The following is a 23,635-nucleotide window of genomic DNA, read 5'->3' as shown; positions in this document are numbered from 1 at the left end:
GCGAGTATAAATTTCTTTGGTTTTTTATACACGCTGCCGCATCTTGGGCATCTTATAGATTTCATCGGCTTTTTCGTAAGCTTTTTGCCGCAACCACACTGTATGTAGTAGCTCATAGCCCCCCTTTCGGTCTTTGCGCGAACGGCGGCGTGATTTTAAAATTTCGCGCCGCGTAAATTTACCGCGCCGCGCAACACGGCTCGCACTAGAGCTTTAAATTTAAAAGGGCGAAATTTAAAATTCTAAAATTTTGAAATTTCACGGCGCCGCGCGCCTACGTATTAAAATTTTAAATTTTATGGCGCCGTAAATTAAAATCCTGAAATTTTAAAATTTCATGGTATCGCGAGCGCCAGCAGATTAAATTTTAAAATTTACTGCGTCGCAGGCGGTTCTTGCAAACTAAAATTTTAAAATTTAAAGCGACCGACAGAGCGACCGCGCCGCAGCTTAAAGACCGCCGAAGCGGCGTTGTTTGCGGCGGAAATCATCCACTATGCGCGCAAGCTCCTCGCGCGTGAAATCGGGCCACAGCGTCGGCGTAAACGCAAGCTCGGCGTAGCTCGCCTGCCAGAGCAAGAAATTCGACAGCCGCTGCTCGCCGCCCGTGCGCACCAGCAGATCCACGTCGCCGCTGTGCGCGGTATCCAGATGCGCGCCGATGCCCGCTTCGCTTAGTTGCTCGCCGCTTGCAAGTAGCCGCTCGCACGCCCTGGTGATCTCGTCGCGCGAGCCGTAGTTGATCGCTAGGTTAAAATTTAGCGCTCGCCCGTTTTGAGTTAAATTTGAAAGATATTCGATCTCGCTTCGCAGATCGCCCTCAAAAGCCGATATGTCGCCGATCGGATAGAATTTTATCCCGTTTTGGATAAATTTTTCGCGGCGAGAGATTAGGAATTTTTGCAGCAGTTTCATCAAAAATTCCACTTCGCTTTTCGGGCGCTTCCAATTTTCGGTGCTAAAGGCGTAGAGTGTGAGGTTTGCGATACCTTCGTCGATGCAAAACTCGCAGATCTGCTCCACAACCTCCGCGCCCGCTTCGTGCCCGCCGGTGCGCAGCAAACCGCGCTTTTTCGCCCAGCGCCCGTTGCCGTCCATCACAAGAGCGAGATGATTTAGGCTATTCACGGATCAGATTTTTTTCAGCTCAGCCGCGATTTTTAGGGCGACTTCGTCCTTCGGCGCGGTGTCGATTACGACCTGATCGTTTTTCGTGATGAAAGTGACCTTAAGGACGTCGCCGCCGAGCTTGATGATGTCGTCCAGCACGTTTAGGCAGACGGCGTCAAGGTGCTTTTCATTGAGCATGCGTTTTGCCTCGCCGACGGCGTTTTCGCGGTCAGTTTCGAGTTTGAAGCCCACTTTTTTGATATTTCCGCGCACGGAGCTTAAGATATCCTCGTTTTCGCCCAGGCGTAAATTCCAAATTTCGCCGATCTCGGCTTTTTTTACCTTATCTTTATAGCGCACCTTCGGTGAGTAGTCGCTTACCGCGGCGGCCATTATCAAATACGCGCCGTCGGGGAATTTTGTGCTGTCAAGCGCCGATTTTAGCCCGATAGTGCTTTCAAATTTAACGAGCTTGTACGGTAAATTTTCATATTCGTTGCTAGAGATCAGCGTCACGTCCGCGCCTAGGTAAAACAGCGCGTCGGCAATCGCTTTGGAGGTTTTGCCGCTGGAGAAATTCGTAATGCCGCGCACGCTGTCGATCTTTTCGATCGTCGCGCCTCCGGTGATGATGACGGTTTTATCCTCCCAAAATTTATCGTTGTAAAGCGCGCGCTTTAGCGTTTGCATAATCGCCTCGGTGCTCGCTAGCCCGCCCTTGCCGGTATCGCCGCAAGCTAGGGTTTTTTCTATCGGATCCACAAAATACGCATTGACGCTTGCTTTTAGCATATCGATGCAGTTTTTCGTGATGTTATTTTCAAGCAGCGCGGGGTTCGCAGCGGGCGCGATGACTACCTTGGCATGGGCGAAAGCCGCGTTTAGCACCTCTAAAAATACATTGTCGCAGACGCCCCACGCGAGCTTGTTTATCGTATTTGCCGTCGCAGGCGCGATCAAAACCAAATCCACCTTGGAGTAAGCGATGTGGTTGATGCCCGCTTGCCAGTTTTCGTTGGCTTTGCAAAGCACCGGGTGATCGCACAGCGCCTCGAATGCCTTGTAGCTGACAAACTCCTGCACGCCGTCGCTAAGCGCGACATAGACGTCGAAATTCGACTTTTTCAGAGCGGATAAAATTTCAAACGCTTTGTAAAAACTGATACTCCCGCAAACCGCCAGTAAAACCTTTTTCTTACTCATCTTCGCTCCTAAAAAATTTATGGAAAAACCCATCTTTGTTGATTTGTTTGCTTCGGCTGATCGCCAGCGCGCCGCTCGGAACATCGCTCGTAACCGTCGTGCCCGCGGCGATTATAACGTCGTCGGCCACCCGCACGGGCGCTACAAGCTGCGTGTCTGAGCCGATAAAGACGTTTTTGCCGATTATCGTTTTGTATTTTTTCTTGCCGTCGTAGTTGCACGTAATCGTGCCGCAGCCGATATTGCTGCCCTCATCGATCTCGCAATCCCCAAGATAGCTTAAATGCCCCGCCTTGATTTTGTTTACTTTCGCGTTTTTAAGCTCGACGAAATTTCCGATATGGGTGCCTATAACTTCGCATTTTGGACGCAGATGTGCCATCGGACCGATGTCTGAGTTTTTTACGACGCTATCTTCGATGACGCAGCCGCTTTTGATGAGCGAGCTTTCGATCACGCAAGGACCTATGATGCTTACGTTTTCTTGCAGCTCGCACTCGCCGATAAATTTTGCTCTGCTGTCGATGTAGATGCTTTGCGGTAGGCGCATCAAAACGCCTTGCTTCATCAAATTTTCTTTGATCTCGTTTTGCATTAAATTTTCGGCGATGCTGAGGGCGAACTTATCGTTTATGCCCATGAAATTTTGCTCGTCCACCCACACGGCGGCGCATTTTAAGCCCATATCTTTGGCGATTTTGATCGCGTCGGTGAGGTAGTATTCTTTTTGCGCGTTATCTGGTTTGATCTGCGGCAGAATCTGTTTCAATGCCTCGCTTTTGAAGCAGTAGCAGCCGGCGTTTGCGTCTTTTACCGCTTTTTCTTCTTCGCTTGCGTCCTTCTGCTCGACGATCTTTAAAATTTCGCCGCCGCGGGTGATTACGCGGCCGTATCCGAATGGATCGCGCGCGCTAAAAACGCTTAAATTTACCTCCGCGTCCCCCTCGCAGAGTTTGCGAAGCTCGGCGCTTTTTACCAAAGGCATATCGCCGCAGATTATGAGCGTTTTGGCTCCGCGGATTTCGACCTCTTTTAGCCCGCCCGCAGTGCCTGGAAAGCGCTCGTGATCTTGTTTGTAAATTTTAGCGTTTGGGAACTGCGCTAGAACCGCGCTTTTAACCTCGTCGAATTGATAGTGTAAAATCACGCTCACGTCGTTTGAAATTTCGTAAGCTTTCTTTAAGATGTGGATTATCATCGGCTCGCCGCAAAGCTCGAAAAGAACCTTGGCTTTTTGCGACTTCATCCGAGTGCCCAGCCCTGCGGCAAGAACTATAACCGAAACGTCGTTCATTTTTACCCTTAAATTTCAAAAATCGGATAATTTTAACACATTTAAAATAAATAAAAACCTAAATTTATGCCGCGCGGGCGAAATTTAAATCCCAAATTCAACTAAAATTTTATAAAATTCCGCCTAAATTTTAAAGCTTAGGCGGACGTTTTGAAAAAACTGATTTTGGTTACTTGTATTTGGGCATTTAGTTTCTCGCTGATAGGCGAGTTTTTGCGCGGCATAGACAGCGCGTATTTGGCGTTTTCGCGCGTATCGTTGGCGCTAATTTGCTTTTTGCCGTTTATGAAATTTCGTGGCGTAAATCTAGCCTTGGCGCTTAAAATTTGCGCCGTGGGCGCCGTGCAGATCGGCGTGATGTATATCTTCTACTACCGCAGCTTTGCGTATTTGAAGGTCTATGAAGTGGCGCTTTTTACGATATTTACTCCGTTTTATGTGACGCTGCTTTACGATGCGCTTAAGCTTAGATTTCGCGCGCTATATCTTTTCAGCGTCGCTGTCGCGGTGCTCGGGGCTTTGGTGATCAAATTCGGCGCGATAAATTCCGAGTTTTTGACGGGTTTCTTGCTCGTGCAAGGCGCAAATTTATGCTTCGGGCTCGGACAGAGCGCGTATAAATTTATGCTTGAGCGCCACGGCTTTAGCGAGCAGAAGGAGCTTTTCGGCTACTTTTTTGTCGGAGCTACCGCGATTACGGCGATTGCCGCGATCGTGCTCGGAGATTTTTCTAAATTTAATCCCAGCTTCTCGCAAGGCGCAGTGATCGTGTATCTGGGTACGGTAGCTAGCGCTTTGGGGTATTTTTTATGGAATAAAGGCGCGTGCGAAGTCGATAGCGGCGTGCTTGCGATTATGAATAATGCGCTCATCCCCGCAGCGATCATCGTAAATTTGGTATTTTGGCAAAAGGATGCCGATCTGGCGCGCCTACTTGCGGGCTCAGCGCTGATTTATGTTTCACTAATTTTGCATAAAAAGATTATGAAATTTTACGCCCTGCGCGAGCAAAGAATTTAGTATTTAACTAAAATTTTATATTTTTACATTAGAATTAGCCCTTATTTTATTTGAAGTTGGCTAAATGAAAAAAACCTTGAAATTTATCGCCTTTACCCTGCTCATAGTCATTGCGATATATTTCTTATACGGCAAATTTTTTAAGCAAGAAGAAGCGCCGAAGGCCCTTACCACAAGGCTTGAGAAGGGCAGCATCAGAGGCACGGTGACGGCTGCGGGCGAGGTTTATGCCAGGGATTTGGTCGACGTGGGCGCGCAGGTAAGCGGTCAGATCAAAAAGCTCTACGTCAAAGTTGGCGATAAGGTTCAAAAGGGCGATATGATAGCGCAGATCGATTCGGTTACTCAAGAAAACGAGATCGCGCAGCAAAAGGCACAGCTTCTAATCCACGAAGCAAATTTAGCTTCGGCAAAGATCGCCGCGGCAAACGCTAAAACGCAGTATAACCGCGAGCTTGAGCTGTATAAAAGAAACGCCGCCTCCAAGGAGGCTGTGGAAAACGCCAGAAATAGCGCCGCTTTAAAGGAAGCCGAGCAGAAGCAGATCGAGGCGCAGATCGAGCAGACCAAACTTCAGCTAAGCACGGCGGAGACAAATTTCGGCTACACCAAGATCACGGCTCCGATAAGCGGTACGATCGTTTCGATGCCGGTAGAGGAGGGCAAAACGGTAAATTCCAACCAAACTACGCCTACGATCGTAAAGATCGCCGATCTAAGCAAGATGGAGATCAAGATGCAGATCGCAGAGGGCGATATATCCAAAGTAAAGGTCGGAATGGACGTAGAATACTCCATACTATCGGATCTGGATAATATCAAAAAGGCTAAAATTTACAAGATCGATCCAGGTCTTACCACGCTTAGCGACGGGACTTACGATAAAACCTCTAGCGGTTCGTCCTATTCTTCGAGCAGCAGTGATAGCGCGATCTATTTTTACGCAAAGATGCTCGTGGATAACGAAAACGATTTTTTAAAGATCGGAATGACGACCGAAAACAACATAATCGTAAGCGAAGCGAACAATACGAGTTACCTGCCTACCTCCGTCATTAAGCGCGACGGGGGAGGTGATTACGTCACGGTACTTAACGGCAAAGAGCCCGAGCAGCGATACGTAAAAACGGGCGTCAGCGACGATCTGAATACTGAAATTTTAAGCGGTTTGGATGAAAAAGATGAGGTGCTTATCGCCGACGGAAAAGCCGCGCCGTTAAATATGGACGGGCCTCCGATGGTGTTTTAGTTAAAATTTTATGGTGTGAAAATGCTAGAGCTTAAAGATATAAACAAAAAATTCATTCTCGGCGATAACGAAATCCACGTACTAAAGGACGTAAGCTTAAATATCGAAGCGGGCGAGTTTATATCGATAATCGGGCAATCCGGAAGCGGAAAATCGACGCTGATGAATATAATCGGCTGCATCGATACGCCAAGCAGCGGAAGCTATAAGATCGAAGGTCGCGAGACTGCGAATTTAAGCGGCGACGAGCTTGCGGCGCTTAGAAGTAAAAAATTTGGCTTTGTTTTTCAAAAATACAATCTCATCGCTACGATGGACGCGACCGCAAATGTCTCGCTGCCTGCGGTGTATGCAGGCGTAGGGGCGAGCGAACGGACGAAACGGGCGGTGGAGCTTTTGGATAAGCTGGAGCTTGGCGATCGCACTAAAAATTTACCGAGCAAGCTTAGCGGCGGACAGCAGCAGCGCGTAAGTATTGCCCGCGCTCTAATAAACGGCGGCGAAGTGATTTTGGCAGACGAGCCTACCGGCGCGCTTGATAGCAAAAGCGGCGAGACGGTGATGCAAATTTTAACGGCGCTACACAAAGAGGGCCACACCATCATCATAGTTACGCATGACGCGCATATTGCGGAATTTGCGGATCGTATCATCGAGATCAAAGACGGTAAAATTTTAAGCGATAAAAGAAAGGCCGAGCGGATTTTTGAGCGCAAAAAAGAGGAGATTAAAACGAAAAATTCCTTTGTATTTTGCAAAGATCAGGTCATCGAGAGCTTTAAAATGTCCATTAGCGCGATATTTTCGCATAAACTAAGATCGATTTTGACGATGTTAGGCATCATCATCGGCATTGCGTCTGTTATCTGCGTAGTAGCTCTCGGTAAGGGTTCGGAGGAGAAAATTTTATCCGAGATCCGTAAAATTGGCACCAATACGATCGATATCTTTCCTGGTAAAAATTTCGGCGATGTGCGTGCGGGCTTCGTGAGCACCCTTACGATAAGCGATTCTAAAGTTTTGGCGCGCCAGCCCTACGTCGATTATGCCACACCAAATGCTTCTGCAAGCGGTACGGCAACATATGCTAATTTAAGCTCCAAGGCTCAACTGCGCGGCGGCGGCGTGAATTCTTTGGCGGTTAATGGCATAGATATAGAAGATGGTAGAAATTTTAGCGACGACGATATTAAAAATTCTGCCTCCGTCGCGATTATCGATCCAAACACTAAAAAAACATTTTTTAAAAATTCAGATCCGATCGGCAAGACGATTTTATTTTCGGGTAAGCCACTTAAGATTATAGGAGTTTCGGGCAAGGATAAAAACGCCTTCGGAAGCAACGAAAATTTAAGAATTTACGCGCCGTATTCAACTGTGATGAATAAAATTACGGGCAATCGAAAAATCAGCTCTATCACCATCAAAATCAAAGACGATGTCAATACTCAAGTGGCCGAAGAGAGCCTAACTCAGCTACTTATCCAAAGACACGGTTCGCGGGATTTTCATACGATGAACGCAGATACTATCAAACAAACAATACAAAGCACTACCGGCACGATGACGATTCTGATCTCATCAATCGCGGTGATCTCACTCGTCGTGGGCGGCATCGGCGTGATGAATATCATGCTCGTAAGCGTTACCGAGCGCACGCGCGAAATCGGCATCAGAATGGCGATCGGCGCGAAGCAATCCAACATTTTGCAGCAGTTTTTGATAGAGGCGATCTTGCTTTGCTCGCTCGGCGGAGCTTTAGGAATTTTAATCGCTTTGGCGCTTGGATTTGCGTTTAATACCATAAGCCCGGATTTTGCGATGAAATTTACTACTGCGCCTTTCGTGATTGCCTTTGCGGCGTCGTCTGCGATCGGTATAGTTTTCGGCTATTTGCCGGCAAGAAACGCCAGCAGATTAAATCCGATAGATGCTTTAGCACAAGAATAAACAAGGAGAGAAAATGATAAATTCCAAAGTAATTTTAAGCGGCGTTTTAGCTGTTTTTATCGGCGGTTGTGCCTCAAATCAAAGTGAGGTCGAATTTAAACCTGTAGAGCATTTCAAGGACGAAAATGCAAGCTATGAAATCGATACGCTGTGGTATAAAAAATATGGCGAATCATACCTAAATAAGCTTGTAGATCAAGCTCTTGCGAATAACTATGATCTAAAAACAGCGGCTTTAAACGTTGAGAGTGCTTATGCAAATTTAGGGCTAAGCAGGGCTGATCTTTTTCCTACGCTAAGCAGCTCGTGGAGTGCGGGCGCTAATCGCGACATAAGCACCGGCTCGAATTGGAACAAAACCTATAGCTCTGGTTTTAACGTAAGCTATGAGCTTGATCTTTTCGGCAAGATCCGCTCGGCGGTAAATGCCGAGGGCTGGAACGCTAAAGCCAGCGAGTTTGACCTTGAAAATACTCGCCTGACTCTTATAAATTCCGTAGTCAGCGGCTACTTCGAGATGCTTTATCTAAACGATTCACTAAAATGGACAAAACAGAATTTAAGCGATTACCGAGAGATCGAAAAAATAATCAAGGCAAAATACGACTACGGCAAGTCCGAGCAGCTTGATTACAGGCAGATTCAAAATTCTATCCTAGGGCTTGAAAACAAGGTCTTAAGCATTCAAAAAAATATCGAGGATAATCATAAATATATGAGAAATCTCATCTCCTCCAGCTTGCAATTTGATGATAACACCGATTCGATAAATTCCATAGAATTCCAAGGCGTTGATCTAAATGTGCCTTACACGGCGCTTGCTAACCGCCCAGATATTAGAGCTGCGATCGCTAGGCTAAATTCCAGTTTTTATGATGAACAGACCGCTAAGTTAAATTTCTTTCCTAGCGTAAATTTAGGTGCAGGGCTTACTAACGGGCAAGGCGTGAGCGCTAACGATAGCTTCAAGCTAAATTTTTTAAGTGGCAACGTAAGCATAAGTTTGCCGTTTTTGGATTATGCGAGGGTTGAAAACCGCCTTAAAATTTCGGAGATCGCTTTTCGCAAAAACGTCGTAAATTACGAACAGACGCTCTCTAACGCTACGAATGAGGTGCTAAATTTATATAGAATTTACCAGATCAATCTGGCTAGCCTTAAAAATTTAAGCGCTGCTTACGATGAAAAGGCGCGCATTGCCGATCTTTACGCCGCGAAATACGAAGCTGGCTCAAGTGAGCTGAAGGATATGCTAGAAGCCCGCACCGACGCCGTAAATGCCAAGATAAACGAGCTAAATCAAAGATATTTGACGCTTCAAAACGAGGCAGCGATCTATCGCGCAATGGCAGGCAAATTTAAACGCAAATGAAAAAGGCTTTGATATTTTGGCTGCTTTGCGGCGCAATATTTGCTGATTCCACGGCACTAAGCGCGCAAGATGACTCAGTAAGCTTTGGTGCCAGCGCTTACGTTGCGAACGATAAACAATCAGAATTTGAGAAAAACCATAGTGAAATTCTGCTAAATCGTCAAAAAAATGAACTAGATAGGCAAAGCCTGCAAAATAATTTGCAACGTGAATCAAAAGGCGTAGGCGACCACGATGATTTTTCGATGAAAAAACAGCCGATGCAAGACATCAAGGAGCGAAACAATAAAAATGAGAAGGACTTAAAATTGCGCCGTAAAAAGCTGCAAGGCGACGCTTATCGGCGCTAGGGCTGCTTTTGTTTATCGGTTTTTAAGTAAAGTTTCTATAAAATCTCCGCTTTACATTTTCTTAAAGGAACAGTTATGAAAAGAACGTACCAACCTCACAATACCCCTAAAAAGCGCACTCACGGCTTTCGCGTCCGCATGAAAACAAAAAACGGCCGCAGAGTTTTAAGCGCAAGACGCGCTAAAGGCAGAAGAAGATTGGCTGCGTAGGCGAATTTGCTGCAATAAGCGATAGCAGGGTTTTTTCGGAGGTTTATAAAAGTGCGGCGAAGTGGCATTGCGAATGCGCTGTTGTGTATTTTTTGGCGAGCGAGCAACGCAGATTTAGCGCGGTCGCCAGCAAAAAAATAGGCAATTCGGTCACGCGAAACCGCGCCAAAAGGCGTTTGCGCGCAGCGTTTTATAATCAAAAAGACGCCATTGTTAGCGGAATTTTTATATTAATCGCAAAAAAGCAGATCATAGATATGAGCTTTGAAGACATTGAGCGAAATTTAAAATGGGCGTTTAAAAAGATCGGCGCAGTAAAATGAAGAGATTTTTTATAGCTGTGATCGGGTTTTATCGAAAATTTATTTCGCCTTTGCTACCGCGCTGTTGCCGTTATTATCCGAGCTGTTCGGAATACGCGCTTTATGAGTTTAAGTTTAACGGCGTCTTTGGCGCGCTCTGCGCTGTAGCGGCTAGAATTTTAAGGTGCAATCCGCTCTTTAGCGGTGGCATAGATTATCCGATAATCGCGCGAAATTTCAAATTTTGCGTATTTTCAAAAGCCTGCGAAGGCGGCTTTAACGCACGCGCGGAGAAATTTAAGCTTTGGTTTATACCATATAAAAAAAATAGATATTACGTCATACGACTAGGAGAAAATAGTGCTAGATAAACTTCCTCAATCAAAGCGCCTTGCTATCGCAATAGCAACTGCGCTCATATTTTTTGTAGCTTACGATCATTTTTATTTATCAAAAATTCGCGCCGCAATGGAGGCAAATGCAACCGCGGCGCAAATCGCTCAAAAAAATGCCGCCAAGTCCGCTCCGCAAACTACTGCCGCTGGCGTGAGCGCGCAGGGAGCAAATTTAAATACCTCAAATTCCATCTCTGCACCGTTAGTACGCGTAGTCGGAAAAGAAGCAAATTTTACGATCGACGGGCTCGGTCGCATAAGCTCGTATATACTAAACGATGCTAAATTCCGTGACGAAAACGGCGATGCGATAAATTTGATCGATCCTAAATCACATTCTAAACCGCTTGAGATGCGCTTCGAGGACGCGGCGTTGAATGCGATGGCTTTCGATACTCCTTACAGCGCCTCATCTAACGAGCTTGACGCACGAAATGGAGAGGCTAGCGTTACGTTAAGTCAAAGTTTGGGCGCCGTTAGCATAAATAAAATTCTTACCTTTTATCCAAATGGTAGTTATAAATTGGATCTAAAGTTAAGCGGCAATGCGCGTTATTTCATCAGCCCTGGCTCGCGTCCGAACGTAGAAGTAGATAGCTATACGGTTCACGGCGTCATTGTAGGAAAACCGGGCGACGCTGGAATTTCAGATAAAATCGCTTCATTTTTTACGGGCTCGCAGGCTATAAACGAAAGCGTAGAAATTTTTAAAGATGGCGACGTGGATAAAAACGAGCGAATAAGTGGCGCAAATATTGCTGCGAGCTCGGATCGTTATTATACGACGCTATTTTACGGAGAAAGCTTGAATGTGACCGTGACTGACGCAGATAAAATTTCGCAGGTTTTCATAAGCTCGGACGGCGATCTTAGTCTTACAGGCTATATCGGCGCGAAAGATCACGCGACGCTAAGCTCGATAAATCCTGCTCTTACGCACATTATCGAATACGGCTGGTTTACCTTCATCGCCCGCCCGATGTTTAAATTTCTAAACTGGTTGCACGGCTATATCGGTAACTGGGGTTGGTCGATCGTAGTGCTTACGCTCATCATCCGCCTAATCTTATTCCCGCTAAGTTACAAGGGAATGCTATCGATGAATAAGCTAAAAGATCTGGCGCCTAAGATGAAGGAGCTTCAGGAAAAATATAAGGACGATAAGCAAAAGCTGCAGATGCATATGATGGATCTGTATAAGAAAAACGGTGCCAATCCGATGGGCGGCTGCTTGCCGATCCTGCTTCAGATTCCAGTATTTTTCGCGATCTACCGCGTGCTGCTTAATGCGATCGAGCTAAAGGGTGCGGAGTGGGCGCTGTGGATACACGATCTGTCGCTTAAAGATCCATATTACATCCTGCCGATTACGATGGGAATTTTGATGTTTTTGCAGCAAAAAATCACGCCGACTACGTTTACCGATCCGATGCAAGAGAAGATGATGAAATTCTTGCCACTCATTTTTACGGTATTTTTCGTAATGTTCCCGGCGGGTCTTACGTTATACTGGACGGTAAATAATTTCTGCTCCATTATCCAGCAATACGTCATTAATAAAGCCTTTGCTAGGCATAAACAAGCTCAAATAGCGGAGAAAAAGTCATGATAATTGAAGCAGAAAATTTAAAAGACGCATATAATAAAGCAGCAGCTGAGCTGGGATGCTCGGTAACGCAGCTTAACGTGCGCGTGCTACAGCATCCAAGCGGCGGATTTTTGGGCTTTTTTAAGAAAAATGCCGTAATAGAAGCGGTTTTGGAAGGGGAGAAATTTAGCGAAAATCCGGAACTTAACGCTCCGCAAAATAAAGTCGGCAAAGCAGAGAGAAGGCAGGACGACAAATCAGAGTCTCAAAGTCCTCGCACCACGCATTCTAAACATCGCAAAGAAAAGCAAAAGGGCGTTGTGACGGATGAAATTTTATCCGATATCAAAGAAAAGCTATCTGCACTTTTTAGATCAAGCGAGTTTAATATCGAAGTTAGCGATGTTAGTAAAATCGACGAAAATACCGTCTATATCAAGCTGCAAGGCGAGGATAGCGCGCTTTTGATAGGCAAAGAAGGACACCGCTACAAGGCACTTTCGTATATGATTTATAACTGGATCAGCATTAGATATGATCTTGCTGTGGTTTTTGAAATCGCGGAATTTTTACAAAATCAAGAACGATTTATCGATTCTTATGTAAATGCGCTCGTGGAGCGCTCTGGAAATGAGCGTATCGTCACGAAGGCTTTTGATGGCGCATTTATCAAAATCGTAGCCGACAAGCTAAAACAAGCATATCCGGATCGTTTCGTGGGTATCAAATCCACGCGTAGCGGCAAAATCGTCATCGTAGACGAAAAAAGCTAATCGTGAGCGAGACTATCGCCGCTATCGCTACGGCTCACGGCATCGGCGGAATTTGCATAGTTAGAATTTCAGGCGAGGAAGCGCTATCTATCGCTCTAAGCCTTTCACATCGCAGCTCTTTGTGCCCTCGCTATGCCACGCTTGTGAATCTTTTTGATACGAGCGGCGAAGCGTTTGGCGAGGCGATTTTGATATATTTTAAAGCTCCGCATAGCTTTACCGGTGAGGATGTCGTAGAAGTGCAGACCCACGGCGGCTTTACGGCTTCATCCTTGGCGTTAGATGCCGTGCTGGCTCTGGGTGCGCGCATAGCAAATCCGGGCGAGTTTAGTAAGCGAGCGTTTTTAAACGGTAAAATGGATCTTAGTAAAGCCGAAGCCATAAGCGATCTTATAAATTCTCGCTCACAAAGTGCGGCTAAAGCTTTAGCGCGTAGCCTGCGGGGTGAGCTGGCAGACTTCGTCGCAAATCTGCGCGCAGCTCTGGTTAAGACGCTAGCTTTTGTCGAGGTTTGCATCGACTACGCGGAGGACGATCTGCCTTCTGATGTGCTGCAAAACTCGCAAGAAATGCTTAGCCAAAATATCGCTTCGCTAGAAAAAATCACTCGCATCAGCCGCAGCCGCAAGGGACTGATCGAGGGCTTTAAAGTAGCGATTGTGGGTAAGCCCAATGTCGGTAAATCAAGCATTTTAAATTCTATGCTGAGCTTTAGTCGCGCTATCGTGAGCGACGAAGCGGGCACTACGCGCGATCTCATCGAAGAAAGCCTGCAGATAGGCACTCATCTAATCCGTATAGTCGATACTGCAGGTATCAGACACGGCGGCTCAAAGCTCGAAAGTATCGGCATTTCATATTCGCTTCGCGCTGCAAGCGAGGCAGACGTGATTTTGGCAGTGTTTGACGCAAGTCGCGAATGGGACGCCGAGGACGCGCAGATCCTAAAAATATTGCGCGAACAAAAAGACAAAAAAATCATCTACGTTTTAAATAAATGTGACTTGTCGCGTAAATTTCATCCTAGCGCGGAGGATCTTGGCGAGGATTTAGAGGCTTTTTCTGAAAAAAATTTCGCAGCCGAAAATCCCATATCAGAGAATTTCACAGCCGAAAATTTAAAGCAAAGTCGGACCTGCGATGTTTTTTTAAATTCCTGCGCGCAGAATTTAAAAGCTAAAAATTTAAAACATGACTTAAGCGCGCAAAATTTTACTTCCACAAATTCCGCGCCTACAAGCCAAATAGCCCTTGCGAATTCCATAAATCCAAAGGAACAGAATTTCGCCGCAAAAGCGGGACTAGCGTCGCCCAATACCGAGCGCGTTACTGCAAGCTGTGCTGCGGAGAATTTCACGCAGGATGATTCCAAACAAAATTCTGCAAATTCCATCGCGCCTAGTAGCTCTGCAAAAAATTCCGCTAGGCAAACTACCCAAGCAAATTCCATTTTTACGCCACTTGAAATTTCTGCAAACGAGGGTGTGGATAAAATTTTAACCGCGCTTGAGAGCTATTTAGATTCTCAAAATTTCGACGGACTAATGCTAAGCAATGAGCGGCAAATTCTATCTTGCGAGAGCGCGCTTGCAGCTCTTAAAAATGCGAGCGAGCGTCTAGCTTGCGGCGAGCTTGAGCTTTTTGCATTTGAGATAAATCGCGCGATTGAGGCGATTGCACGTATTTCGCGTCCATTTGAGCGAGATGAAATTCTAGACGAAATGTTTAGCAATTTTTGCCTCGGCAAATAGCGTTTTAGCTACTAATTAGCCAAAATTCAATATAATCTCGCATTTAAAATGAGGTCTTTATGAAGGAAAAAATCCAATATTTTTTGGCGCTGGGTCTGATAAAATTTGCAAAATTCGCGCCGAAAAGCTTCATATTCGCATTTTTCGATAAGCTCGCACTTTTTGCATCGTGGAAGCTTAGTAGGCGCGTTAAAGTCGCGCAGGATAACCTTCGCGCCGCCTATCCGCAAAAAAGCGAAAGTGAGCTTCACTCTCTTGCGATCGAGAATTTTCGCAGTATCGCTAGAACGCTTACCGACACGCTTTTATTTTACAATGGCAGACTAAAATTTGATGATCTGATTTCAAACGGCGAGCAGGCGCTAGAGCGCGTCCGAGAGCTAAAAGGTGATAATCCGCACGGGATTTTATTTTTTACCGCGCATTTTGGAAATTGGGAAATTCTAGCTAATTTTTTCGGCGCCAATGGCTTTCCTGTCTCGGTAGTCGGGCGTCGCAGTGATAACGAGCTGATCGAAGAGCGGCTCGTGGCGCCGTTTCGCGAGCGCTACGGCAACGACCTCATTTATAAAGACGATGCGATGCGCAGGCTCGTGCAGGCGCTAAAGCAGGGGCGCAACGTAGGCATCCTGCCCGATCAAAAGCCGGGCCCTAAAAATAGCCTGATTACGACTTTTTTTGGACGACAGTGCTACACCACAAAGACCATCGCGTCGCTTTATTTGAAATTTCGCCCCGTGCTGATACCCATTTTTGCGCGTCGCGGAGAGGATGATCGCTATGAGATCGTGATCAAGGATTTCCCGCCGCTACCTGAAGGGCTAAATAAGGACGAAGCCGAGCTATTTATCACGCAAAAGTGCAACGACATTTTCGAAGAGGTCGTGCGAACCGCGCCGCAGCAGTGGTTTTGGATACACAAACGTTGGAAGATGGACTGATGGCGCGGCAAATTTTAAAAGGCGAGAGCAGACAGGGCATCGCGAGAAATTTATCCGCGTCGCAGGGCTCGCGCCTTTTTGCAAAAGAGCAAAGCGCCGTAAATTTAGGCAGCGCCGCGCGAGAAGGTAAAATTTTAAATCGCGAAAATTTCGTAGCGATCGCCGCCGCCGTGCCAGCAGGCAAAAATTTAGACCTCAAAAATTTCATATCGGTTTGCGGCGGCTCCTCTTACATTTTACGCCGTGAAAGCTTTAGCGATAAAAATTTAAGATCAAGTGCTCCAAGCTGGGCGTGGCGCGCAGGCGGCGGCTCTTTAATTTTAAACAGCGAAAGCTCCTGCGCAAATCCGCCCGCAGCAAAAAATTCGCATCGCAAAGCACTCATCTTAAGCGACGGCCGCAAGGGGCACGAGAACCAAAGCATCGCATTTTGCGAGCTAAGAGGGCTTGATTTTTGCATTTGCAAGATCGCTTACGCAAACAAGCTTCTTAAACTATGCTCCTACGCGCTTGATTTTTTCGGGCTTTATTTTAAAATTTTTAAGTGCGACCTCGGCGAGGGCGGCACGGCGGTGGACCTCAAAAACGGATCGAATTTAAATAGTTCCGCTCTAAACAGCTCCGCTGCATCAGATAGCATAAATTTAGATGCCGCGCCGAATGGCACCAATTCAGACGCCGTATCAGATAGCGCAAATTTAGACGCCTCGGCAGATCGCAATTTAAATTTCGCAGATTTCGATCTATTCGTAGGCGCGGGCTCCACGACCTATTACGCGCTAAAATTTTACGCGCGCAGATACGCAAAGCCGAGCGTCGCACTGATGTATCCGAAAGGCTACCGCAAGGATTTTAGCATCATCATCGCAGGCGCGCATGATCGCCCGACGTCGCGCGCGAACCTTAAAATTTCGCCCGTCTCGCTTAGCTTTTCGCGCCCGCAGGGGCTGTATCAGCCGCAGTGCAAATCCATCGGATTTATCATCGGCGGGCCTAATTTCTGCTTTGAGATGGGGGATGAAATTTTAAAGCAGATCGAGGGCGTGAGGGCGCAGTTTGCGGACTGCGAGTTTGCGCTAACGACCTCTCCGCGCACGCCGAGGGCTACCGAGAGCGCGCTAGCTAAGCTTAGCTGGGATTACAGCGTGATTTACAGCCGCAAGCCCGTAAATCCGATCGGCGATTTTTTAGCGCAGTGCGAGTGGGTCTTTATCAGCGAGGACAGCGTCTCGATGATAAGCGAGGCCGTATCTAACGGGCGTGCGAGCGTAGCCATTTTGAGTTTAAAACGCAAAGACGCTCATAATAAATTTGACGATTTTATAAGCGCTCTCGTTTCTACGGGACATGCTAGGCGCTATGACGAAGCGTTAAAAAAGACTGCGAAGTACGATCTTGGGGCGTTTGTGAGGGAGATAAAAATATGAGGGTTGTGCAAATCCTGCCAGAGCTGAACGAAGGTGGCGTCGAGCGCGGCGTAGTCGAGCTAAATAGAGAGTTTGCGCGGCGCGGCATCGAAAATTTCGTTATCAGTAACGGCGGCAAATTGGCACCCGAAATAGAAAAAGACGGCGGCGTGCACGTACAGCTCGACGTTTGCTCCAAAAATATCCTAAGCGCTCCGGCGCGCGTTTTAAAGCTGCGTAAAATTTTAAACGAAATTTCTCCAGACATCGTGCATGTCCGCTCCCGCGTGCCGGCGTGGCTGGTTAAATTTGCTCGCCCCAAAGCAAAGATCGTAAGCACCGTGCATGGGATAAATTCTGTAAATTTCTACAGTAAAATCATGACGGATGCGGACGCGATCATCTGCCCTAGCGGCTATGCGCGCGATCACGTGGTGCGAAGCTACGGCGTGGATGCGGCCAAGATCACTATTATTCCGCGCGGTATCGATCTAGTAAAATTTAATCCCAAAAATTTAGACGAGCGCTTTATCGCGGAATTTCGGCAGAATTTTAACCTCGCGCAGGATGATTTCATCGTCTCTGCCGTGGGGCGTATCACGCAGATTAAGGATTACAAAACCCTGATCCGCGCCGCGGCTTTAGCAAGCGAACAAAATCTTAAAATTTTGATCGTAGGCGGCGTGGGAACGGGTCGCGACGAGTATTTTTCCGAGCTAAAATCGCTCGTAGAGGGGCTTGGTCTCTGCGAGCGAGTAATTTTTACGGGTTCGCAGAGCAAGGTAGCCGAAATTTACTCGCTCTCGTCGGTCACGGTAAGCGCTTCAAGCAAGCCCGAGAGCTTCGGGCGCTCGATGGCTGAGGCGATCGCGCTCAACTGCCCCGTGATCGCGACCCGCCACGGCGGCGCGCTAGATATCATAAAAGAGGGCGAAAACGGTTATTTTTTTGACGTGGGCGACGCGCAGGCGCTGGCGGGGCTGTTTGCTCCCGCGCGCGAGCTGAAATTTGACGGCTACGGCTACGTTTCGCAAAACTTCAGCCTAGAGCAGATGGTAGAAAAAACGATAAAGGTTTATGAGAGTTTAATATGAAAAAATTTTTTTACGAAAACGGCGCGCTTAGCGGCTGGAGGATCACATTTTTAACGCTGCTACTTCTTTGGTGCGCGTCGCTGTTTTTTAAAAACGCGGTCTATCAGATCTCCTTTGCGGCGCTAAATTTACTCTTTTTAGCGCATCTATTGTATTTTAAAAGCTACGCAATTCTAAGCGAAATTTTGAAAAAAACGCGATTTATCGCGATCTGCTTCGTCTGTTTAGTGGCGACGCTAGCGATCTCAAACCTCCTAAACGAGGTGGTTATCTCAAAAAAAGCATGGCAGAGCACGCTATTTTTCGTGCTTCGATACGGCACAATATTTTTGGCGCTTTGCTATTTTTACAAGCTCAAATTTTTTGATCAAAACGCCGTTTTCGCCTTTTTGTTCGTGGGGCTTGGAATTTTATCGGCGAGCGTGATCTATCAGCTTGTAAACAGCCCCGACGCAATCGTCTTTTCAAGCGATTCTGTTCGCGGAGGTCTTAGCGGATCGCTTTCGAACCGCAATATCTTAGGGCTTTTTATGGGCTTTGGGCTCTGCCTTAGCGCGGTGGCGATACGGCGGCCTTTGGCGCTTAAATTTGCGGCTCTATTTTTATTTGCGTTTTTTATGATCTTTTCATTTTCCAGAGCGGCGTGGGTCGGTGCGTTTTGTGCGCTTGCGTTTTATAGCGCGCTAAATTTAAAGAGCTTAAACAAAAAATACCTGCTTTTCACGGTGGGTTTCATCGCGATTTTTGCCGTTTTGCTTGCGCTTTCGCCGTCGTTTGAGCAAAGGCTAGCAGCGCTATTTAGCGGCGATTCCTCAGGCAGAACCGTGATTTGGAGCTATATTTTAGAAATGGCGCAAGAAAAGCCTATCTTGGGCTACGGACTGGGCTCATATATAAATTTGCCGGGCTCACCGGTTCTTGAGCATCCCGAATACAACGCACCGCATAATTTATTTTTAGAAATTTTACTTTATAGCGGCGTGCTCGGGCTCATCTTTTACGGCGCGATCCTATTTAGCGTTTTTAAGGAGTGCGTTCAAAGCAGGCAGTTTGGGATTCTTACGCTTCTAATCTATCTTTTGATAGATTGCCAGTTCGATCACGGCGCGTATCTATCGAAAGAGGCGCTAAGTCTGGCTACGATTTTGAGCTTTTTGGCTTATCGCATGAGGATTGAGAGATGATCTACGCGGCGGCGGTTTTGGCTTTTGCGGCGCTTTTTGCGTGGTTTTGCCTGCGCTTTGCGTGGTGGGCGAAGGATCTGCCTTACGAGTATCCGCGCGTGCTGATGTATCATATGATCCGCGAGCATCTGCCAAAGCATGCCTCTAAATTTAACCGCCTACGCGTAACCCCCGCCGCGTTTGAAAAACAGCTTGCGTGGCTGAAGCGAAACGGCTTTACGAGCTACACTCTAAGCGAGCTTGCGAGTTTGAATGAGAAGCCTGCGAAAGCGGTTTGCATTACCTTCGACGACGGGTATCGCGATAATCTCACGGACGCCCTGCCGATACTTCAAAAATACGGCTTTAAGGCGACGATTTTCATCGTGAACCGGCGCTTTGACGGGAATTGGGCGACCGATAAGGATCTGAAAAAATCAAGCGACGAGCTAAATCGCGAGCAGATGCTAAGCGATGATGAGGTCCGAGAGCTTTTACAAAGCGGCCTCATAGAGATCGGCTCGCATACGCTCGATCACGCAAACTTGCCTAGCTTGGGTGCGGCAGAGCAGCTGCGTCAGATGAGCGAATCAAAGCGCGAAATAGAGGCGAAATTTGATATTTCTTGCAGCGCTTTTGCCTATCCGTTCGGTTTTTACGACGAGATTAGCGTGCGCTGCGCGCGCGAGGCGGGCTTTAGCTGCGCCGTCACGACGCAAAACGACGTGTTGCGCCCACACTACTCAAATTTTGAAATTCCGCGCATCATGGTTAGCGGCAGGCAGGGGCTTTTTAGCTTCATTTTGAAGATGAAAAAGGGCAGAAATAGATGAAAATCACCTATCTTTGCTGCTCCAGATTTTACGGCGGCGTCGAAAAGATCGTGATCGACTCGCTAAATGAGCTTTGCAAAAGCGAGCAGGTAGCACTTATCGTGCCCGATAGATGCGAGTTTTTGCAGCGTCTGGATGCTCGCGTGCAAATTTATGAGTACAAAAGCCGCGACAAGCGCTACAATCTGTTTTTGTTCGTTGAAATTTATCGGTTTTTACGCTCGGGCGGATTTGAAATTTTACATTCGCACGGCGCCAAAGCCGCGCAGATCGGCTTTGTGGTAGAAAAATTTTTAAATCTTAAACTTGTCGCAACCAAGCACAACGACCGCAAGGCGCCCGTTTTTGATCGCGTGCGAAACGTCATCGCAGCCTCGCGAAAGGTCGCAACCACGATAAATCATGCCGCAAAGGTGATATATTTCGGCATAGAGCCGCGGCTGGAGTTTGCAAATCATGAAATTCTCGCGCGCTGCAAGGACGCGGAAGGTGCTGCAAACGAAGCGCTCAAGGAAACAAAGGATGCGCGCGACGGCTCGGCTGGTACTGCGGGCGTGTCGCAAGATACGCCTGGCGTTGCATTTGCGTCGCAAGATATGCCTGGCAGGGCGGGCGTGTCGCAAGATAGGGCTTTGGATGCGGACGCATCGCAAAATAAGACTAGCAGTGTATTAGTATTGCAACAGGGCGCAAACGCGGCGGCGGAAAATTTTAAATTTAGCATCGTCGCGGTCGGCAGGCTCGATAAGATCAAGGGTTTTGATCTTTTGATCCGCGCCGCAAGCGAGCTAAAATTTGATTTCGAGCTTAAAATTTACGGGCAGGGCGGCGAGAGGCAAAATTTGCAAAATTTAATCGATTCGCTAAATTTGCAGGACCGCGTGCGGCTATGCGGCTTTTGCGACGACGTTGCGGCGGTTCTGAGCACGTCGCACCTACACGTCATCAGCTCGCGCAAGGAGGGCTTTCCGGTGATTTTGATCGAAGGTATTTTTTATTCGCCCGTGCTGATATCTACCCGCGTGGGCGGAATTCCAGAGATTCTAGATGAAGAATTTTTATACAATGTCGAAAATTTAAGTGATAAAATTTATGAAATTTATACAGAATATGAAAAATTTGTTGGGGATTTTTGTAAAAAACATGTTGGATTTAGAGATATTTTAAGATTGCAAAATTATATTACTTTTCTTAAAAAATATTATGAAGAACTTGATTGAAATTTAAAAATTAGGGGGTTATACCAGTTATGAAATTAAATAATTTTAGAATTAAATCGGTCGATTTAAAATATGATGTTATCACGATATCCATAAAATTCTTTATGGCAATGTTATTGATTTCTATACCTTTTAAAAATTCTTTCTACCAAGTGTCATGGGTAGGTTTAGATGTAATATTTTTATGTCATATTATATATAAAAAGAATTTTAATATAATATCTGATTTATTAAAGGATATTAATATTTTGCTGATTTCGTTTATAGGCATAGTTGTAGCTCAATTCATATCTAACTTTATTAATCCGGAATACTTAAATAGTAGAAGTTGGGAGACATCAATTTTGTTTACGTTCCGATACGGTATTTTATTTTTAGCTCTTTATTACTTTTATGTTATTAAAGCATTTAATATTACCGAGTTTATAATTTTTATAGTCATCTCGTTTGCTCTGCTTATTGTTACCGGAATTTGTAACGCCACAGATAGTAATAATGCGTTTTTAGATAAAGTACAAGGTGGTTTTACAGGGGGCTTTATAAGTCGTAATGTCTATGGAATGTTTATGGGATTTGCTTTTATTTTTTCATTTATTTTTATAGAAAAGCCTATTGCTAAATTGGTGTTTTGCGCAATTTTATCTATTTTTACTATATTTACGTTTTCTCGTTCCTCATGGGTAGCTGCTTTTTTTGCTACTTTATTCTATTGCATTGTGAATTTTAAGCGAAATAAAAATTTAATATTAATATTTGTCACACTAACATTTCTTGTATTGGTTGTATTACTAAATATAGAAAGCCTATCAGAAAGGTTCGGTGATCTAATCCAAGGAAATTCATCGGGAAGATATGCTATCTGGAAATATAGCATTGATATGATAATGCAAAAACCTATATTTGGTTGGGGGATAGATGTATTTTTAAATCTTCCGGAAAGAGCTATTCGCATCGATCCAAGCTATAGCATGGCTCATAATATGATTTTAGAGATTATACTTTATACCGGATTTTTTGGTGCGATATTTTATTTTTTAGGCATAGTTTATAATATTTATAGTTCGTTTTGCTATAAAGAATTCAAAATTTCTACTATTTTTATATATTTTTTAGTAATTTTTCAATTTGATCATTCTCCATTTGTAAATAAACCTATTTTGAGCTATATAGCAGTTTTTTCTGCCCTGCTGTATGCAAGCCGAATAAATAACAATAGCAATAGTATGAGAAATAAATAGCCGTGTCAAAAGAGAGAAATAAAAGTCTAAAAATCGTGCATTGCGGCATTTTCAACGAATACGACGACGGTAGTTTTTTCTACGGCATGGAGCGCAAGATCAGCCACGGACTCGTTCGCGGCGGGCACTTCGTCTATGATTTTAGCTACCGCGATTGGGAGCGGAGCTTGCGCTTTTGCGGGCTGAAAAACAGCGGGTTAGCTAAAATGAACGCCAAACTCGTGCGTATCTGCGAAAACATCGGCGCCGATCTGCTTTTAATCGGCAAGGTCGAAAAGATAAAATTTGATACTCTAAGCCGCATCAAAAAGCTACTGCCGAAGATCAAAATAATCCAGTGGTATGCAGATTTAAGAAGCGCCGATAGCGGCGATTTTAATAAAATTTCCCTAGCCGATGCGTTTTTTTGCACTAATGCTACGGATCTAGCGGAAATTTCGCGCCGCAATCCAAACACCCTAGTTTCGTTTATGCCAAATATCTCGGATGCCGCATTCGATAGGAATTTTGAGTCGGAAAAGAGCTACGACGTCCTTTATATCGGCAACGACTACCTGCCTAACAGAAAGGAATTTATCGAGACTCTAAAGCAACTATGCGCCAAAGAGGGCATAAAGATTAAAATTTACGGAAGTTTAGACGAGCCCTTTATATTTGGTGAGCGGTTTCAGCAAGAAATTTCGCGCTCTAAAATAGCGATAAATTTTAACGCGGATGACGGCGTTTGGAAACCGAATCAAAATAAAATTTTATACTCATCCGATCGAATGGCTCAATTTATGGGGTGTGGAGTTTGCACATTCAGTCCCGCTATAAGGGGCTTGGATAGACTTTTTATCGATGGGCGCGATGTCGTATATTTTAGCGATGTAAAGGATTGTTTTGCCAAGATCAAAGAATGCTTGCAAAACGGAAGTTTCGAGGCTATCGGCAAAAATGGTCGAGCTAGGGCGCTAGAAATCGTAAATGCTACGCGCGTATCTAAATTTATGCTGGAGCTGACGTTTGGCTTGACGCTTAGCGAGCCTTACGAGTGGCGCGAGTTCGTCTATAAAAACGGAGAAAAATTCAGATGATTTATTTTGTAGCTTTTCTGATCTTTGCCGCTGCAGCTGGCGTTTCGCTGCGGTATAACTGGTGGCGTCCCCGCTGAGGCGTCGTAAAGCGCGGGTG

At 45.8% G+C, this 23,635-nt stretch carries 22 protein-coding genes; 19 read left to right on the top strand and 3 right to left on the bottom strand.

Going from position 1 to position 23,635, the window contains the following annotated elements; genetic code table 11:
• Positions 1–450: 450 nt before the first annotated feature.
• From uppS to glmU, 3 genes are read right to left on the bottom strand one after another with little or no spacing between them, the layout of a single operon-like run.
• Positions 451–1,128: a polyprenyl diphosphate synthase gene (gene uppS / locus Q0614_RS09390; RefSeq protein WP_298788271.1), complete on the bottom strand. Its 678-nt coding sequence runs from the start codon at positions 1,126–1,128 to the stop codon at positions 451–453.
• A 3-nt stretch (positions 1,129–1,131) separates the two neighbouring features.
• Positions 1,132–2,313, bottom strand: coding sequence for a bifunctional phosphopantothenoylcysteine decarboxylase/phosphopantothenate--cysteine ligase CoaBC (gene coaBC / locus Q0614_RS09385; protein ID WP_291937896.1), 1,182 nt, complete (start codon positions 2,311–2,313; stop codon positions 1,132–1,134).
• Positions 2,306–3,607, bottom strand: coding sequence for a bifunctional UDP-N-acetylglucosamine diphosphorylase/glucosamine-1-phosphate N-acetyltransferase GlmU (gene glmU, locus Q0614_RS09380; RefSeq protein ID WP_298788269.1), 1,302 nt, complete (start codon positions 3,605–3,607; stop codon positions 2,306–2,308). The genes coaBC and glmU overlap by 8 nt, the downstream gene beginning before the upstream one ends.
• Positions 3,608–3,757: 150 nt before the next feature.
• Between glmU and Q0614_RS09375 the strand changes: the two genes are divergently transcribed.
• The 19 genes from Q0614_RS09375 (at position 3,758) to Q0614_RS09285 (ending at position 23,538) form a co-directional block, all read left to right on the top strand.
• Entirely contained in the window at positions 3,758–4,627 is an 870-nt protein-coding gene (locus tag Q0614_RS09375) for an EamA family transporter (RefSeq protein ID WP_298788267.1), read from the top strand.
• 64 nt (positions 4,628–4,691) lie between these two features.
• Entirely contained in the window at positions 4,692–5,876 is a 1,185-nt protein-coding gene (locus tag Q0614_RS09370) for an efflux RND transporter periplasmic adaptor subunit (protein WP_298788265.1), read from the top strand.
• 21 nt (positions 5,877–5,897) lie between these two features.
• A complete protein-coding gene (locus tag Q0614_RS09365) occupies positions 5,898–7,826 on the top strand; it encodes a MacB family efflux pump subunit (protein ID WP_298788263.1) in 1,929 nt (642 codons plus the stop codon).
• A gap of 13 nt (positions 7,827–7,839) precedes the next feature.
• Positions 7,840–9,198, top strand: a complete 1,359-nt coding sequence (locus tag Q0614_RS09360) for a TolC family protein (protein ID WP_005873225.1) — start codon at positions 7,840–7,842, stop codon at positions 9,196–9,198.
• Complete coding sequence (locus Q0614_RS09355; RefSeq protein ID WP_291937884.1) at positions 9,195–9,548, top strand: hypothetical protein; 354 nt, start codon at positions 9,195–9,197, stop codon at positions 9,546–9,548. The genes Q0614_RS09360 and Q0614_RS09355 overlap by 4 nt, the downstream gene beginning before the upstream one ends.
• Before the next feature lie 75 nt (positions 9,549–9,623).
• Positions 9,624–9,758 (top strand): 50S ribosomal protein L34, encoded by a 135-nt coding sequence (rpmH, locus tag Q0614_RS09350; protein ID WP_005873223.1) that lies wholly within the window; start codon positions 9,624–9,626, stop codon positions 9,756–9,758.
• Positions 9,746–10,081 carry a ribonuclease P protein component gene (gene rnpA, locus Q0614_RS09345; RefSeq protein WP_366125054.1) on the top strand — a complete coding sequence of 112 codons (336 nt, stop codon included), beginning with the start codon at positions 9,746–9,748 and terminating at the stop codon, positions 10,079–10,081. Before rpmH ends, rnpA begins: the two co-directional genes overlap by 13 nt.
• Positions 10,078–10,431 carry a membrane protein insertion efficiency factor YidD gene (gene yidD, locus Q0614_RS09340; protein ID WP_298788260.1) on the top strand — a complete coding sequence of 118 codons (354 nt, stop codon included), beginning with the start codon at positions 10,078–10,080 and terminating at the stop codon, positions 10,429–10,431. Before rnpA ends, yidD begins: the two co-directional genes overlap by 4 nt.
• The gene (gene yidC / locus Q0614_RS09335; RefSeq protein WP_298788259.1) at positions 10,421–12,064 is read left to right on the top strand and encodes a membrane protein insertase YidC; all 1,644 of its coding nucleotides are present in this window, start codon (positions 10,421–10,423) and stop codon (positions 12,062–12,064) included. Before yidD ends, yidC begins: the two co-directional genes overlap by 11 nt.
• Positions 12,061–12,816, top strand: a complete 756-nt coding sequence (locus Q0614_RS09330) for a Jag N-terminal domain-containing protein (protein WP_298788258.1) — start codon at positions 12,061–12,063, stop codon at positions 12,814–12,816. The genes yidC and Q0614_RS09330 overlap by 4 nt, the downstream gene beginning before the upstream one ends.
• Positions 12,817–12,818: 2 nt before the next feature.
• The gene (mnmE, locus tag Q0614_RS09325; RefSeq protein ID WP_298788257.1) at positions 12,819–14,567 is read left to right on the top strand and encodes a tRNA uridine-5-carboxymethylaminomethyl(34) synthesis GTPase MnmE; all 1,749 of its coding nucleotides are present in this window, start codon (positions 12,819–12,821) and stop codon (positions 14,565–14,567) included.
• Positions 14,568–14,626: 59 nt separating this feature from the next.
• A complete protein-coding gene (locus Q0614_RS09320) occupies positions 14,627–15,508 on the top strand; it encodes a lysophospholipid acyltransferase family protein (RefSeq protein WP_298788254.1) in 882 nt (293 codons plus the stop codon).
• On the top strand, positions 15,478–16,935 hold the full coding sequence (locus Q0614_RS09315; RefSeq protein WP_298788252.1) for an ELM1/GtrOC1 family putative glycosyltransferase: 1,458 nt from the start codon (positions 15,478–15,480) through the stop codon (positions 16,933–16,935). Before Q0614_RS09320 ends, Q0614_RS09315 begins: the two co-directional genes overlap by 31 nt.
• Positions 16,932–18,008, top strand: a complete 1,077-nt coding sequence (locus tag Q0614_RS09310) for a glycosyltransferase family 4 protein (protein ID WP_298788250.1) — start codon at positions 16,932–16,934, stop codon at positions 18,006–18,008. The genes Q0614_RS09315 and Q0614_RS09310 overlap by 4 nt, the downstream gene beginning before the upstream one ends.
• Complete coding sequence (locus tag Q0614_RS09305; RefSeq protein ID WP_298788248.1) at positions 18,005–19,192, top strand: O-antigen ligase family protein; 1,188 nt, start codon at positions 18,005–18,007, stop codon at positions 19,190–19,192. The genes Q0614_RS09310 and Q0614_RS09305 overlap by 4 nt, the downstream gene beginning before the upstream one ends.
• Positions 19,189–20,004, top strand: a complete 816-nt coding sequence (locus Q0614_RS09300; protein WP_298788246.1) for a polysaccharide deacetylase family protein — start codon at positions 19,189–19,191, stop codon at positions 20,002–20,004. Before Q0614_RS09305 ends, Q0614_RS09300 begins: the two co-directional genes overlap by 4 nt.
• Positions 20,001–21,224, top strand: coding sequence for a glycosyltransferase (locus Q0614_RS09295; protein WP_298788244.1), 1,224 nt, complete (start codon positions 20,001–20,003; stop codon positions 21,222–21,224). Before Q0614_RS09300 ends, Q0614_RS09295 begins: the two co-directional genes overlap by 4 nt.
• A 29-nt stretch (positions 21,225–21,253) precedes the next feature.
• A complete protein-coding gene (locus Q0614_RS09290) occupies positions 21,254–22,462 on the top strand; it encodes an O-antigen ligase family protein (protein WP_298788242.1) in 1,209 nt (402 codons plus the stop codon).
• A gap of 2 nt (positions 22,463–22,464) precedes the next feature.
• Positions 22,465–23,538 (top strand): glycosyltransferase, encoded by a 1,074-nt coding sequence (locus Q0614_RS09285; protein ID WP_298788240.1) that lies wholly within the window; start codon positions 22,465–22,467, stop codon positions 23,536–23,538.
• The last annotated feature ends 97 nt before the right edge of the window (positions 23,539–23,635 follow it).

Source organism: uncultured Campylobacter sp. (assembly GCF_937997595.1).
Classification (GTDB): Bacteria; Campylobacterota; Campylobacteria; order Campylobacterales; family Campylobacteraceae; genus Campylobacter_B.
The sequence above is the reverse complement of the archived record's forward strand: the minus strand, read 5'-3'. Positions and strand labels throughout refer to the sequence as shown.